General features: G+C 62.5%; 13 protein-coding genes. 8 read left to right on the forward strand and 5 right to left on the reverse strand.

What is annotated here, in order from left to right:
- Positions 1 to 69 precede the first annotated feature (69 nt).
- Genes ABIE04_RS14185 through rfbB form a run of 5 tightly spaced genes read right to left on the reverse strand, consistent with a single transcriptional unit; the run spans position 70 to position 4940 of the window.
- Positions 70 to 1482 (reverse strand): mannose-1-phosphate guanylyltransferase/mannose-6-phosphate isomerase, encoded by a 1413-nt coding sequence (locus ABIE04_RS14185; RefSeq protein WP_354551517.1) that lies wholly within the window; start codon positions 1480 to 1482, stop codon positions 70 to 72.
- A 14-nt stretch (positions 1483 to 1496) separates the two neighbouring features.
- Positions 1497 to 2432, reverse strand: coding sequence for a dTDP-4-dehydrorhamnose reductase (gene rfbD / locus ABIE04_RS14190; RefSeq protein WP_354551520.1), 936 nt, complete (start codon positions 2430 to 2432; stop codon positions 1497 to 1499).
- Positions 2429 to 2986, reverse strand: a complete 558-nt coding sequence (gene rfbC, locus ABIE04_RS14195; protein ID WP_354551522.1) for a dTDP-4-dehydrorhamnose 3,5-epimerase — start codon at positions 2984 to 2986, stop codon at positions 2429 to 2431. Before rfbC ends, rfbD begins: the two co-directional genes overlap by 4 nt.
- Positions 2983 to 3873, reverse strand: coding sequence for a glucose-1-phosphate thymidylyltransferase RfbA (gene rfbA, locus ABIE04_RS14200; protein ID WP_354551525.1), 891 nt, complete (start codon positions 3871 to 3873; stop codon positions 2983 to 2985). Before rfbA ends, rfbC begins: the two co-directional genes overlap by 4 nt.
- Positions 3870 to 4940: a dTDP-glucose 4,6-dehydratase gene (gene rfbB, locus ABIE04_RS14205; protein ID WP_354551527.1), complete on the reverse strand. Its 1071-nt coding sequence runs from the start codon at positions 4938 to 4940 to the stop codon at positions 3870 to 3872. The genes rfbA and rfbB overlap by 4 nt, the downstream gene beginning before the upstream one ends.
- Before the next feature lie 134 nt (positions 4941 to 5074).
- Between rfbB and ABIE04_RS14210 the strand changes: the two genes are divergently transcribed.
- The 8 genes from ABIE04_RS14210 to ABIE04_RS14245 all read left to right on the forward strand — a co-directional run bounded on the left by ABIE04_RS14210 (position 5075) and on the right by ABIE04_RS14245 (position 14361).
- On the forward strand, positions 5075 to 5239 hold the full coding sequence (locus ABIE04_RS14210; protein ID WP_354551529.1) for a hypothetical protein: 165 nt from the start codon (positions 5075 to 5077) through the stop codon (positions 5237 to 5239).
- A 7-nt stretch (positions 5240 to 5246) separates the two neighbouring features.
- Positions 5247 to 6380, forward strand: a complete 1134-nt coding sequence (locus tag ABIE04_RS14215) for a trans-sulfuration enzyme family protein (RefSeq protein WP_436410391.1) — start codon at positions 5247 to 5249, stop codon at positions 6378 to 6380.
- A 118-nt stretch (positions 6381 to 6498) separates the two neighbouring features.
- Complete coding sequence (locus ABIE04_RS14220) at positions 6499 to 7323, forward strand: ABC transporter permease (RefSeq protein WP_354551534.1); 825 nt, start codon at positions 6499 to 6501, stop codon at positions 7321 to 7323.
- Positions 7313 to 8722, forward strand: a complete 1410-nt coding sequence (locus ABIE04_RS14225; protein ID WP_354551536.1) for an ABC transporter ATP-binding protein — start codon at positions 7313 to 7315, stop codon at positions 8720 to 8722. The genes ABIE04_RS14220 and ABIE04_RS14225 overlap by 11 nt, the downstream gene beginning before the upstream one ends.
- Positions 8723 to 8725: 3 nt before the next feature.
- Positions 8726 to 12064 (forward strand): glycosyltransferase, encoded by a 3339-nt coding sequence (locus ABIE04_RS14230; RefSeq protein ID WP_354551538.1) that lies wholly within the window; start codon positions 8726 to 8728, stop codon positions 12062 to 12064.
- Positions 12061 to 13089, forward strand: coding sequence for a GHMP family kinase ATP-binding protein (locus tag ABIE04_RS14235; protein WP_354551541.1), 1029 nt, complete (start codon positions 12061 to 12063; stop codon positions 13087 to 13089). The genes ABIE04_RS14230 and ABIE04_RS14235 overlap by 4 nt, the downstream gene beginning before the upstream one ends.
- Entirely contained in the window at positions 13074 to 13673 is a 600-nt protein-coding gene (locus ABIE04_RS14240; protein ID WP_354551543.1) for a D-sedoheptulose-7-phosphate isomerase, read from the forward strand. Before ABIE04_RS14235 ends, ABIE04_RS14240 begins: the two co-directional genes overlap by 16 nt.
- The gene (locus ABIE04_RS14245) at positions 13660 to 14361 is read left to right on the forward strand and encodes a sugar phosphate nucleotidyltransferase (RefSeq protein ID WP_354551546.1); all 702 of its coding nucleotides are present in this window, start codon (positions 13660 to 13662) and stop codon (positions 14359 to 14361) included. Before ABIE04_RS14240 ends, ABIE04_RS14245 begins: the two co-directional genes overlap by 14 nt.
- Position 14362 lies beyond the last annotated feature (1 nt).

The following is a 14362-nucleotide window of genomic DNA, read 5'->3' on the forward strand; positions in this document are numbered from 1 at the left end:
TTCAGGTGCGGTGCTCTTCGTCACGTGGCGAAAAGCATCACGCGTTTCGGTGCACCAAGGTTTCCGGAATCACGCGCGGCCGTAGACGTCGTCGTAGCGCACGATGTCGTCTTCGCCCAGGTAGCTGCCGGACTGCACCTCGATCAGTTCCAGCGGCAGCTTGCCCGGGTTGCGCAGGCGGTGCCTGCTGCCGAGCGGGATGTAGGTGCTCTGGTTCTCGCTGAGCAGGAACACCTTGTCGTCGCAGGTGACCTCGGCGGTGCCGGAGACCACGATCCAGTGCTCGGCGCGATGGTGATGTTTCTGCAGGCTCAGGCTGGCGCCGGGCTTGACCACGATGCGCTTGACCTGGAAGCGTTGGCCTTCCTCCAGCGAGTCGTAGCTGCCCCACGGCCGGTACACCACGCGGTGCAGCGAGTGCTCGCTGCGGCCGGCGGCCTTCAGCTGCTCGACGATCTTCTTCACGTCCTGCGCGGCATCGCGGTGCGCCACCAGGGTGGCGTCCGGCGTGGTCACCACGATCAGGTCGTCGACGCCGACGGTAGCGAGCAGGTGGCGCTCGTGCGAGCGCAGCAGTGAGTTGCGCGTGTCCACCGGCATGGTATCGCCTTCGCGCAGGTTGCCGTCGGCGTCCTTGTCGCCGGTCAGCCACAACGCGGACCACGAGCCGATGTCGCTCCAGGCGCAGCTGACCGGGATCACCGCGGCGCGCTGGGTCTTCTCCATCACCGCATAGTCGATCGACTTGTCCGGCACCAACGCGAACGCGTCATGGTCGATGCGCACGAAGTCGAGGTCGATCGAGGCTTTCGCGTGCGCCTCGCGCACGGCGGCAAGCATCGCCGGCGCGTGTGCGGCCAGCTCTTCCAGGTAGCGCGAAGCCTTGAACAGGAACATGCCGGAGTTCCAGTCGTAGCCGCCGTCGGCGAGGTACGACTCGGCGGTGGCCAGGTCGGGCTTCTCGACGAACTGCTCCACGCGAAAACCGTGACCGTCGATCGCCTCGGCGCGGCGGATGTAGCCGAAGCCGGTCTCCGGGCGATCCGGGCGGATGCCGAACGTCACCAGCCAACCCTGCGCCGCCAGCGGCAGCGCCTGCTGCACCGCCTCGACGAAGGCAGCGGTGTCGCCGATCAGATGATCGGCCGGCAGCACCAGCAGCACGGCCTCGGCATCGCGCTGCAGCGCCTGCAGCGCACCCAGCGCGATCGCCGGCGCGGTATTGCGCGCCAGCGGTTCCAGCACGATGGCGGCGTCTTCGATGCCCGCTTCCAGCAACTGGTCGGCAGCGAGGAAACGGTGGTCCTCGCTGGCCACCACGATGGGCGCGGCGACGTGCGGCAGCTGTTGGGTGCGCGCGACGGTTTGCTGGAACAGCGTGCCCTTGCCGGCCAGTTCCAGGAACTGCTTGGGCAGGTTCTTGCGCGATACCGGCCACAGCCGGGTGCCACTGCCGCCGCTGAGGATGAGAGGGATCAACATGGCTGGGTCCTTGTTCAGTGCCCGGATGCGGCAAGCCGGCGCATCACGTCGTGCAGGCCGTGCTGCCAGTCGGGCAGCGGGAAATCGAAATGCTGCCGGAAACCGCCATTATCCAGCAACGACCAGGCCGGGCGCACGGCCGGCGTGGGGAACTCGGCACTGCTGATCGGGACCACCCGCGGTAGGCGGGCAAGCACGCCCAGCGCCACGGCCTGTTCGAAGATCGCACTGGCGAAGCCATGCCAACTGGTGGCGCCGCCGGCGACCAGGTGATGGGTGCCGGCCAGTGCGCGACGCTGCGCGCTGTCGGACTGAAGCCAGCGATCGAGGGCGGCGAGGGTGCCGTCCACGATCAGCCCGGTATCGGTGGGTGCGCCGTGCTGGTCGGATACCACGCGCAACTCGTCGCGTTCGGCGCCCAGGCGCAGCATGGTGCGCAGGAAGTTGTGGCCGTGCGCGGCATAGACCCACGCAGTGCGGAAGGTGAGGTGATCGGCGCCGCTGCCGCGCAGCGCCTGCTCGCCGGCCAGCTTGCTGCGACCGTAGGCGCCTAGCGGGCCGGTCGGCGCGTCGACGGCATACGGCTGCGATTGACTGCCGTCGAACACGTAGTCGGTGGAGTAGTGGATCACCAGCGCGCCGTGCACTGCCGCCCAGCGGCCGAGCGCGCCGACCGCCTCGCCGTTGACGCGGGTGGCCAGCGCCTCTTCCTGCTCGGCGCGGTCGACTGCGGTGTACGCGGCGGCATTGACGATCACCTCCGGTCGCACGCGGTCGAGCAGGGCGGGCAGTGATTCGGGGATCGACAGGTCGGCGGTCTCGCCATGGCCGCCGTGCGCCAGTGCGCCGTCCCGGGTGGCGATGGTCAGTTCGCCGCGGGCGGCCAGGCCACCGTGGTCAAGAAACGTGCAGCCGAGCTGGCCGTTGGCGCCGAGCAGCAGGATCCTCACGGCGCGTAGACCGGCAGCCGCTCGGGCAGAACGTCCTCGAGCAGCGGTGTCTTGCCGTCCTTGTCCGACAGCAGCGGTTCGCTCAGCGGCCAGTCGATGCCCAGCGCGGCGTCGTTCCAGCGGATGCCGGCGTCGGCTTTCGGGTCGTACAGCGCGGTGCACTGGTAGGTGAAGGTGGCGAACTCCGACAACACGCAAAAGCCGTGCGCGAAACCTTCCGGCACCCAGAAGTGGCGGTGATTGTCGGCGGTCAGCATCACGCCGACCGATTGCCCGAACGTGGGCGAGCCGCGACGGATGTCCACCGCCACGTCGTAGACCTCGCCTTCGAGCACGCTGACCAGCTTGCCCTGCGGGTTCGGCCACTGGTAGTGCAGGCCGCGCAGCACGCCGCGGGCCGAGCGCGAGACGTTGGATTGCACGAAGTTGACGTCGATGCCGGCCTCGACCCACTTGGCCTTGTTGTAGCTCTCGTAGAAGAAGCCGCGGGCATCGCCGAACACCTGCGGCTCGATGACCAGCGCACCCGGCAACGCGGTTTCGATCACTTTCATCGCACGTGGCCTTGCCGGGTCAGCTGCTGCAGGTACTGGCCGTAGCCGGTCTTGGCCAGCGGGGCGGCCAGCGCCAGCAACTGCTCGGTGTCGATCCAGCCGTTGACGTAGGCGATCTCTTCCGGGCAGCACACCTTGAGGCCTTGCCGGTTCTCGATCGTCTCGATGTAGTTGCCTGCCTCCATCAGCGACTCGTGGGTACCGGTGTCGAGCCAGGCGAAACCGCGGCCAAGCTGCTCCAGGTGCAGCGAGCCATCGTCGAGGTAGCAGCGATTGAGGTCGGTGATCTCCAGCTCGCCGCGGGCCGAGGGCTTCAGCGAGGCGGCGTAGTCGCACACGCGGCCGTCGTAGAAGTACAGGCCGGTGACCGCGTAATGCGATTTCGGCTGGGCCGGCTTTTCTTCCAGCCCGATCACCTTGCCGGCGGCATCGAACTCGGCCACGCCGTAGCGCTCCGGATCCTTCACCCAGTAACCGAACACGGTGGCGCCGCGTTCGCGCGAAGCGGCGCGCTTGAGCCGTTCGGTCAGCCCCACGCCGTAGAAGATGTTGTCGCCCAGCACCAGGCAGCTCGGCTTGCCGTCGATGAAATCGCGGCCGATGGTGAACGCCTGCGCCAGCCCGTCCGGCGAGGGCTGCACCGCGTAGCGGATGTCGATGCCCCATTGCGAGCCGTCGCCGAGCAGGCGCTGGAACATCGCCTGTTCGTGCGGGGTGTTGATCACCAGCACCTCGCGGATGCCGGCCAGCATCAGCGTGGCCAGCGGGTAGTAGATCATCGGCTTGTCGTACACCGGCAGCAGCTGCTTGCTGACCGCGCGGGTGATCGGGTGCAGCCGGGTGCCGGAGCCGCCGGCGAGGATGATGCCTTTCTGCGTGTTGCTCATGAGCCGAGTCGCTCCATGCGGTAGCTGCCGTCGAGCACGCGCTGCACCCACGGCTGCTGCGCCAGGTACCAGTCCACCGTCCGCGCGATGCCGGTTTCGAAGGTCTGCGACGGCTTCCAGCCCAGTTCGGCCTGCAGCTTGCTGGAGTCGATCGCGTAGCGGCGGTCGTGGCCGGGACGGTCCTTGACGTAGGTGATCAGCGACTCGCGCGCACGACCGTCGGCCAGAGGCCGGCGTACGTCGAGCAGGGCGCAGATCGTCTTCACCACGGCGATGTTCTCACGCTCGGCATTGCCGCCCACGTTGTAGGTTTCGCCCACCCGGCCGGCGTCCAGCACGCGGCGGATCGCGCTGCAGTGGTCGCCCACGAACAGCCAGTCGCGGATGTTCCTGCCGTCGCCATAGACCGGCAGCGCTTCGCCGGCCAGCGCTTTCTGGATCACCAGCGGGATGAGTTTTTCCGGGAACTGGTACGGCCCGTAGTTGTTCGAGCAATTGGTGGTCAGTACCGGCAGGCCGTAGGTGTGGTGGAACGCGCGCACCAGGTGGTCGGAGGCGGCCTTCGAGGCGGAGTACGGCGAGTTCGGCGCGTACGGTGTGGACTCGGTGAACTTGCCGTCGGTGCCGAGCGAACCGTATACCTCGTCGGTGGACACATGCAGGAAGCGGAACGCCTCGCGGGCGGTGCCTTCAAGGCTGCGCCAGTAATCGCGGGCACATTCCAGCAGGCCCAGCGTGCCGACCACGTTGGTTTGCACGAACTCGGCCGGGCCGTCGATCGAGCGATCCACGTGCGATTCGGCCGCGAAATTGACGACGGCATCGGGCCGGTGCTCGGCCAGCAGCCTGGCCACCAGCGCGCGGTCGCCGATGTCGCCGTGCACGAATACATGCCCCTTGTTGCCCTGCAGCGAGGCTAGCGTGTCGGGGTTGCCGGCGTAGGTGAGCTTGTCCAGGTTGACCACGCGCAGGCCGTCAGCCACCGCCTGCAGCACGAAATTGGCGCCGATGAAGCCAACTCCGCCGGTGACCAGCAGGGTTTTGTTCCATGTGGATGATTCGTTCATCAATAACGTCCCTAGTTCAACTAAGCGGGTCTGCCGGACAGTTCGAAGCCCGGCGGGCAGCAAATGATGCCGCTTCTGGCCGCGATGACCAAGCACCGGGCAGGCTTGCAAGGGTGTCGAGGTGAATTGAAGTATTGAAAAACCAGCAGTTTGCTCACTTCCAGATGAACGTGATCTTCATCCGCTTGCCCGGCAGTCACCCCTTAGCAGCTAGAATTACCGGCTTGATCCTCATCCAGGTGGCCCGTCCGGCGGGCTGGGAGAAACAGAGCGATGAAAAGCGGCAAGCAACGCAGTGAACAGGGAATGGGCACCCGCGCCATCCATGCCGGCCAGCATCCCGACCCCAGCACCGGCGCGATCATGACGCCGATCTACGCCACCTCGACCTACGTGCAGGAGAGCCCGGGCAAGCACAAGGGTTACGAGTACTCGCGTACGCAGAACCCGACGCGCATGGCCTACGAGCGCTGCGTGGCGGACCTGGAAGGTGGCGTGGCCGGCTTCGCGTTCGCCTCTGGCCTGGCCGCGGCGGCGACTGTGCTGGACCTGCTGGATTCGGGCAGCCACGTGATCGCGATGGACGATCTCTACGGCGGCACCTACCGCTTGTTCGAGAAGGTGCGCCGGCGCTCGGCCGGGCTGGACTTCAGCTTCATCGACCTGAACGATGGTGCCGCGTTGAAGGCAGCGCTGAAGCCGAACACGCGGATGATCTGGGCCGAAACGCCGACCAACCCGATGCTGAAGCTGGTCGACCTGGCCAAGGTCGCCGCGTTCGCGAAGAAGCATGGCCTGATCCTGGTGGTCGACAACACGTTCTGCTCGCCGATGGTGCAGCGGCCGCTGGAATTCGGTGCCGACCTGGTGCTGCATTCGGCCACCAAGTACATCAACGGCCATTCCGACATGGTCGGCGGCATCGTGGTCGCCGGCGACCAGGACCTGGCCGGCCCGATGGGCTTCCTGCAGAACTCGGTAGGTGCGGTGGCCGGTCCGTTCGACGCCTTCCTCGCCATGCGCGGCCTGAAGACCCTGCACCTGCGCATGCAGGCGCATTGCGCCGGCGCGCTGGAGCTGGCCAAGTGGCTGGAAAAGCATCCGGCGATCGAGCGCGTGATCTACCCGGGACTGAAGAGCCACCCGCAACATGCGCTGGCTAGGCGCCAGATGGACGGCTTCGGCGGCATCGTCACGATCGAGGTGAAGGGTGGCCTGAAGAAGGCCCGGCGCATGTTGGAACGCTGCGAGCTGTTCGCGCTGGCCGAGTCGCTCGGCGGCGTCGAAAGCCTGATCGAGCACCCGGCGATCATGACCCATGCATCCGTGCCCGCGGCCAACCGCAAGCGGCTAGGTATCAGTGATGGGCTGGTGCGGCTGTCTGTTGGGGTGGAGGACATAAGGGACCTGCGCGACGAACTGGAACATGCGTTGAGTTGAACGCTCGAGCCGTCGCTGGATCCTCATCACTTCGCATGCGAAGTGATACACGCAGCGGTGTGCCACTTATCTCCTGGATTGTCGATCGCACAGTCACAAGCAAGGCTTATCCGAAGTCATGATTTCAGCATATCGCCTCATAGACCCCTTCTCTCCATATCGGGCGTTGCGTCGTCACTTCGCGCTGGTCGTACAAATGGCTCGACGCGATGTCGTAGGCCGTTATCGCGGGTCGTTTATCGGACTGCTCTGGTCGTTCTTCAATCCATTGCTGATGTTGATGATCTACACGTTCGTGTTCGGGGTCATCTTCAATTCGCGCTGGAACGCCCAGGTAACGGGCCACTTCGAATTCGCGATCATCCTGTTCGCCGGATTGAATATCAACTCCATGTTCGCGGAATGTGCCAACCGGGCACCGACGTTGATTGTGGAAAACACGAATTTCGTCAAGAAAGTCGTGTTCCCGCTGGAAATACTGTCGTGGAGTGCGCTGGGTTCGGCTTTGTTTCACCTGCTGGTTTCGACGGTTGTCCTGCTGATCATCTCATTGTTCGTGAAGGGCTCCCTGCCATGGACAATTGTCCTTTTTCCGGTAGTGGTCGCATGCTTTTTGCCATTCGTGGCCGGTACCATCTGGCTGCTGGCCTCCCTCGGCGTTTTTCTGCGTGACCTCAAGCAAGCCACCGGCATCATCACCACGGCGCTCATGTTTCTTGCGCCAATCCTGTATCCCAAGGATTTCATTCCAGAGTCATATCGCGACTGGATGTACTTGAACCCGCTGACGGTCATCGTGGAAGCCTCCCAGAATGTCCTCATCTGGGGAAAACCGCCGTCGTGGACCCATCTGGGCCTCTATACCGTGTTGTCGTGCCTGTTTGCGTGGCTTGCCTTTGCATGGTTCGAGCGGAGCAGGAAAGGGTTCGCCGATGTCCTCTGACGATTTCAGCATTCGCGTCGAAGGACTCGGGAAACGCTACGAGATCTATGCGCAACCGGCGGATCGCCTCAAGCAAATGGTTCTGCCGCGCTTTGGGCGCGCGATCGGAAAGGATGGGCTTGCCTACTTCAAGGAGTTCTGGGCACTGCGTGGCGTATCGTTCAATGTCCGGCGCGGCGAAACCATGGGCATCATCGGGCGCAACGGTTCGGGTAAGTCGACCCTGCTGCAGATGGTATGCGGGACACTTCATCCGACCGAGGGTGCGGTGGATGTGCCCGGGCGAATTGCCGCCTTGCTCGAGTTGGGGGCCGGCTTCAATCCGGAATTCACCGGTAGGGAAAACGTCTACCTGAGCGGTCTGCTTTACGGCATCCCGGAAGGCGAGTTGCGCAAGCGCTACCCGTCGATCGTGGAGTTCGCCGATATCGGAGACTTCATCAACCAACCGGTCAAGACGTATTCGAGCGGCATGTACGTGCGGTTGGCGTTCGCGATTGCGGCCCATGTCGATGCCGATACCCTGGTGATCGACGAGGCGTTGAGCGTCGGCGATGTCCGTTTCACGCAAAAGTGCATGCGCTACCTGCGTGAGTTCCAGAAGCGCGGCACGCTGCTGTTCGTCAGCCATGACACCGGGGCGGTCACCAGTTTGTGCAGTCGGGCCATCTGGCTGGATTCGGGACGAATGGTGATGGACGGCTCCGCACGCGATGTCGTGGAGCGATACCTGGCCGAGCAGCATGCGGCCGACCGTGCCTCGCTTGGCGAATCGGTGATAGTGCGGGCATCCATTTCGGCAGCGAAGGCGGTTGTCGGCGAAGCGAACACGGGGGGCGCCACCATACCGTTGGACGTGGTTGACCCGCGCAAGGGCATATTGAATGGCGAGGCCACGCGGAATCTTGTCGAGATATTCGAGTTCGATCCGACGCGGATCGACAACGAATTCGGTACGGGTGCCGCACGCATCAGCGATGTGCAGTTGTTGAACTGCAACGGCGAGGTACATCGGCTGACGGCTGGTGGCGAACTTGCCGACCTGATGATCGAGGCCGAGGTGTCCGAATCCCTGGATGCACCGATCTTCGGGTTCTACGTCAAGGACCGGCTGGGGCAGCGGCTGTTCGGCGACAACACCTACCTCAGCTATCGGGAACAGCCAGTTCAAGCACGGGCAGGCACCCGCCTGCGTGCACATTTCCGGTTCCGTATGCCGGTGTTGCCCAGTGGCGATTATTCGGTGGACGTGGCACTTGCCAATGGAACCCAGGAGAACCACACCCAGCAGCACTGGATCCATGACGCGCTTACCTTCAAGGCCAGCGAGAGCACCATGCGGCATGGGTTGGTTGGTATCCCGATGCATGTCATCGAGATTGAGCAAGTGGGAGTGTAACCAATGGAATTTACCGGCGAGCGCTACGTGCCCACCGAAGCGGGAGAGATTCGGCACGAACACCTGCACCGTTATGCGTGGTGCGCGCGCCTGGTCGAAGGCAAGGATGTTCTCGATATTGCCTGTGGCGAGGGTTATGGCAGTGCGATGCTTGCGCACCGTGCCCGCTCGGTGAAGGGAGTGGACATCGCCGGCGACGCTGTCGCGCATGCCAGTGCGACTTACCAGGGTATCCACGGCCTGGAATTCATGCAGGGTAATGCTGCGGAAATTCCGCTGGACGACAATAGCGTCGATGTAGTTGTCTCGTTCGAAACCATCGAGCATCACGACCGCCATCGGGAAATGCTCAGCGAGATCCGCCGCGTCCTGCGTCCGGACGGGCTGTTGGTCATTTCCTCGCCGAATCGCGTCGTCTATTCGGAACTTGCCGGGCATCACAACGAATTCCACGTCAAGGAGCTGGACTTTGCAGAGTTCGACGCGGTGCTGCAAGAGCAGTTCGACGATATCTGCTACTTCGGCCAACGGCTTGCCGTCGGCTCGTCCATCTTCACGCTGCAAGGCGCGGGCACAGCGCAGACAGTCGATGCACTGACGGATACCGGATCCGAAGTTGTCGAGCGTGCGGCGTCGCTGGCCGATCCCGTCTATTTCATCGCCGTCGCCGGCGCGCTGAATGCCGAACTACAGATAAAGCTACGTCCATCTGTCCTGTTTTCCGAAGCCGAGGATCTTTACACCCATCATCGTGAAGTGGCGAGGTGGGCCAGTGGGCTCGATGCCGAGATGAACGAGTTGCAGGGTGTGCACGGACGGCTGGTGAAAGAGCATGAGGCGGTCGCGGCATGGGCGAAATCGCTGGACGCGGAACTGGCACAGGAACGCGAGCGATACGGCAAACTGGTCGCGGAGCACGATGGCGCGGCGACTTGGGCGAAATCGCTGGATGCGGAGCTGGCCACCTTGCAATCGCAACATGCCGCATTGGCTGACAAACATGAAGAGGCGAATCGGTTGGTGCATTCGCTGAATAGCGAACTGGCTGATCGCAACACTTTCGTCGCTTCGTTGCAGGAGGAGCAGTCGCGGCTGAAAGCGCGTGCGGAGCTGCTGACCGGAGAGCTTGCGGCGTTGCACCGGGACCATGAATTGATACTGAGCTCACGTTCGTGGAAGCTGACGCGACCGTTGCGTGCGGCAGGCCGATTGCTGCGTGGAGATTGGCGCGCACTGCGAGGTGCGATCCGGGAGAGGTATGCGCACACTGCCGGCCAGTCGGTGCAATCGTTGGCGGGTTCGGCGGCTAAACTGCCAGCCGTGGCTTTGGGCGAGCCGGCAGAATCGCTCGCATCGCTGCTGCAAAGTGTGGCTGAGCTAGCCTTCCCGTTCTACAACGAACCGCATGTCACCATCATCATTCCAACCTACGGCAATCTGGCCATCACGATCGCATGTCTGCGTTCGATCGCAGCGCACCCGCCGCAGGTGCCTTACGAGGTGCTGATCGCCGAGGATGCTTCGGGTGATCCCGACATCCATGCGCTGGCCGGCGTACCCGGTCTGCGTTTCGAGTCCAATCCGGAGAATCTTGGTTTCCTGCGTTCATGCAACCGTGCCGCCGGGTTGGCGCGCGGCCGCTATCTCTATTTCCTCAACAACGATACCGAGGTCACCGAGGGGTGGCTGGACAGCATGCTGGATGTGTTCGGGCGCTTTCCGGACTGTGGCATGGTCGGCTCCAAGCTGGTCTATCCCGACGGCCGCCTCCAGGAAGCAGGCGGTATCATGTGGAAGGATGCCAGTGCCTGGAACTACGGGCGCTTGGACGACCCCGGGCGCAGTATCTACAACTATGTACGTGAGACGGATTACTGCTCGGGCGCGTCGCTGCTTATCCCTGCTGAACTGTTCGAGCGGCTGGGCCGCTTCGATGAGCGCTATGTGCCCGCGTATTGTGAGGATTCGGATCTCGCCTTCAAGGTGCGCGAGGCTGGATTGAAGCTCTATTATCAGCCGCGCTCGGTGGTTGTGCATCATGAGGGCGTATCGCACGGCACCGATGTCAACTCCGGCATCAAGGCCTATCAGGTCGAGAACCAGCGGCGTTTCTACGAACGTTGGCATGAGGTGCTCAAGCGAGAGCATTTCCCCAATGGTGAAAACGTCTTCCGCGCGCGTGGCCGCACGCGTACGACGCACACGATTCTTATCGTGGACCACTATATTCCCCAGCCGGATCGTGATGCGGGTTCGCGCACGATATGGCAATTCATCCGCATGTTCATACGCAGGGGCTTTTCGGTGAAGTTTTGGCCGGAGAATTTGCACAACGATCCGGCCTACGCGCCGTTGTTGCAGCAGAATGGTGTCGAAGTCGTTTACGGTGCTGAATATCACCAAGGTTTCGAGCAGTGGATGCAGCAGCATGTAGCGGAAATCGACGCCGTACTGCTGAGTCGCCCACATATTGCGGTCAATTTCATCGGTGTGGTGCGTAAGTTCAGCAGCGCCCCCCTGCTTTATTACGGCCACGATGTGCATTACCTCCGCATCGAGGATCAGTTGCGGATGCAGCCGGCAGACAAGCTGTTGCGAGCGGAGTGTGACAGGGCGAGAAAGCTAGAACACGAGGTCTGGAAGCTGGTGGATGCCGTCTACTATCCTTCTGTCAGCGAGACGCAGCACGTACGCGCATGGTTGGATGAGCATGCACCAAAGGTTCATTCCCACACGATCGCCGCATATGCGTTCGATGACTTTCCCGAGCATCCCGATGCGAATCTGGCTAATCGGCACGACCTTGTCTTCGTTGCGGGTTTTGCCCACCCACCGAATGTGGATGCCGCGGAGTGGTTTGTCCGTGAGGTATTGCCTCTTGTCCGGAGGCGCCGTCCGCAGATTCATCTCGATCTGGTCGGCTCCAATCCATCCGATGAGGTCAAGGCATTACATGGCGATGGCGTTACGGTCACGGGTTTCGTCACGGATGAGGAGCTTGCAGCACGCTATGCGAACGCGCGCGTTGTCGTTGCGCCATTGCGCTTCGGAGGAGGCATGAAAGGCAAGGTGATCGAAGCCATGCGCTTCGGCGTGCCCTGCGTGACTACGTCGGCCGGAGTCCAGGGTCTCGAACAGACAGGCGGGTTTCTTGCTGCCGCGGATACGGCTGAGGATTTTGCAGAGCGGGTCCTGCACTTGCTCGATGACGATGCTGCCTGGCGCCGAAACTCCGCTGCAGGGCAGGCTTTCGTGCGTGCCAATTTCACGGAAGAGGCGCAGTGGTGCGAGTTCGCGCAGGAGCTTCCGTGGGAGGTGGCTGCCGGGGAGCGAGCGCCATGATCGTACGTGCACGCGCACCGTTGCGGCTGGGGCTCGCCGGCGGTGGAACCGATGTATCACCTTATTGTGACGTCTACAGCGGCCGGGTGATGAATGTCACCATTGATCGTTATGCGTATGCGATCGTGGCGGCAGGCAACGGGCGGGAGACCTGCTTTCATGCACTCGATGTACGCCATGAGGAGACGCATTCCTGCGACAATAATGTTGCAGGCGGCGGCCCCCTGCAATTGCTCAAGGGTGTGTACGCGCGCGTGTCGCGTGATTTTCTTCGCGGCGAACAGCCGTCGCTGAGTGTGAAGACGTTTTCGGATGCTCCTCCAGGTTCCGGGCTGGGCTCATCTTCGACCATGGTGGTGGCCCTGCTGCAGGCATTCGTCGAGTATTTCTCGCTGCCTCTGGGCGAATACGAAGTGGCCCAGCTCGCCTACGATATCGAGCGCAAGGATTTGAAGCTCGCTGGCGGCAAGCAGGATCAATACGCTGCCACCTTTGGTGGTTTCAACTTCATGGAGTTCTACGCGGACGATCGGGTCATCGTGAATCCGTTGCGCATAAAAGATTGGGTCTGGGCTGAACTCGAGAGCTCGCTGGTGTTGTACTTCACCGGTGTTTCGCGCGCCTCGGCCGACATCATCGATCAGCAGTCGCGCAATGTGGGCGACAAGAACCAGGCTTCCATCGATGCCATGCATCAGTTGAAGGATGAAGCCATACAAATGAAGGAATGCATCCTCAAGGGCGATCTACGCCGGCTGGAGTCCACTCTGCAAGCGGGCTGGGTGGCAAAGAAGAAAACCGCCACCAGCATCAGCAATCCGTTGATCGAGCAGGTCGAGAAAGTTGCTTTCGCCAACGGTGCCCGCGCTGCCAAGGTGTCAGGGGCTGGTGGCGGCGGCTTCATGATGTTCCTGTGCAGTCCCGAGCAACGCATCGGTCTGACTCGCGCCTTGCTCGAACAAGGCGGCAGCGTTCTGGATTTCCATTTCACGCAACAAGGAGCAACTTCGTGGCGAATCACCTGAACGGATACATCGACAGTGAGTTCGACAAATCCATCAAGCTACTCAACGCCATGTCCGCGGATGTGGCATTGCGCGAGCTGCTTGCGCGTGTAGTGACCTTGTCAGTGGAAGCGCTCAAGCGTGGCAACAAACTGCTGTTTGCCGGTAACGGCGGCAGCGCGGCCGATGCCCAGCATTGGGCCGGGGAATTGGTCAGCCGCTTCAATTTCGATCGCCCCGGCCTGGCGGCGATCGCACTGACCACGGATACCAGCATCCTCACTGCGATCGGCAATGACTACGGTTATGACTATGTGTTCGCGCGCCAGGTCGAGGCACTGGGGCGTAGTGGTGACCTGCTGTTCGCCATTTCCACCTCCGGCAATTCGAAGAATATCGTGCGTGCCATCAAGGCTGCACGCGACGCCGGCATCGGTGTGATCGGCTTTACAGGGCAGGGTGGCGGCGCAATGGCCGAGCTGTGTGATGTCTGTTTCCGCATGCCCTCGGGCGAGACTCCGAAAATCCAGGAGGGCCATGAATTTCTGGGGCACTTGATCTGCGGCCTGATCGAGTACGAGATGTTTACAGATGCCAAGGGCTGAAGAGGCCATAGTCCTCGTTGGTGGCCTGGGGACGCGCCTGCGCAGTGTGGTTGCCGACGTACCCAAACCGCTGGCATCCGTAGCCGGGCGTCCCTTTCTCGCCCATCTGCTCGATCAACTGGCAGCGAGTGGTCTGCGCCGGGTGATTCTCGCCACCGGCTACATGGCCGAGAAGATCGAGCAAACGATCGGTGCGCGCTGGGCCGACATGGACATCGCCTATTCAAAAGAGCCGGAACCGTTGGGCACGGGTGGGGCGATCCGCCTTGCCGCCGCGCTGCTTCAAGGGAACGGCGTGCATCTGGCCAATGGCGACACATTTCTTCGTTATGACCCAAGCGCGCTTGAACGCGTAGTTTTTGCGACTGGGGCCATGCTGGGCATCGCACTGGCCAGAGTCCATGATGTGGGCCGCTATGGGGCCGTTGAGGTTGCCGATGGCCGAGTCATTGCTTTCCGCGAAAAAGGCGGTCATGGCCCGGGTCTTATCAATGCTGGAAGCTATTTCCTGACCGCGGCGGCTGTTGATGGTCTGCCCGGCGATGAGAGCGCCTATTCTTTCGAGAGCCGAGTTCTATTGCCCAGTGCTTTGGCGGGAGAGGTGGCCGCCATGGACGACACCCGTGACTTTATAGATATTGGTGTGCCTGACGACTATGCCCGCGCGCAGCAACTGTTCGGACGATGAC

It is taken from the genome of Rhodanobacter soli, from assembly GCF_040548735.1.
GTDB lineage: Bacteria > Pseudomonadota > Gammaproteobacteria > Xanthomonadales > Rhodanobacteraceae > Rhodanobacter > Rhodanobacter soli_A.

Excerpts from the sequence above, each read along its gene's own strand:
- ABIE04_RS14185 (WP_354551517.1), bottom strand. The coding sequence starts at position 1,482 with ATGTTGATCCCTCTCATCCTCAGCGGCGGCAGTGGCACCCGGCTGTGG.
- rfbC (WP_354551522.1), bottom strand. The coding sequence starts at position 2,986 with ATGAAAGTGATCGAAACCGCGTTGCCGGGTGCGCTGGTCATCGAGCCG.
- rfbA (WP_354551525.1), bottom strand. The coding sequence starts at position 3,873 with ATGAGCAACACGCAGAAAGGCATCATCCTCGCCGGCGGCTCCGGCACC.
- rfbB (WP_354551527.1), bottom strand. The coding sequence starts at position 4,940 with ATGAACGAATCATCCACATGGAACAAAACCCTGCTGGTCACCGGCGGA.
- ABIE04_RS14215 (WP_436410391.1), top strand. The coding sequence starts at position 5,247 with ATGGGCACCCGCGCCATCCATGCCGGCCAGCATCCCGACCCCAGCACC.
- ABIE04_RS14220 (WP_354551534.1), top strand. The coding sequence starts at position 6,499 with ATGATTTCAGCATATCGCCTCATAGACCCCTTCTCTCCATATCGGGCG.
- ABIE04_RS14225 (WP_354551536.1), top strand. The coding sequence starts at position 7,313 with ATGTCCTCTGACGATTTCAGCATTCGCGTCGAAGGACTCGGGAAACGC.
- ABIE04_RS14230 (WP_354551538.1), top strand. The coding sequence starts at position 8,726 with ATGGAATTTACCGGCGAGCGCTACGTGCCCACCGAAGCGGGAGAGATT.
- ABIE04_RS14235 (WP_354551541.1), top strand. The coding sequence starts at position 12,061 with ATGATCGTACGTGCACGCGCACCGTTGCGGCTGGGGCTCGCCGGCGGT.
- ABIE04_RS14245 (WP_354551546.1), top strand. The coding sequence starts at position 13,660 with ATGCCAAGGGCTGAAGAGGCCATAGTCCTCGTTGGTGGCCTGGGGACG.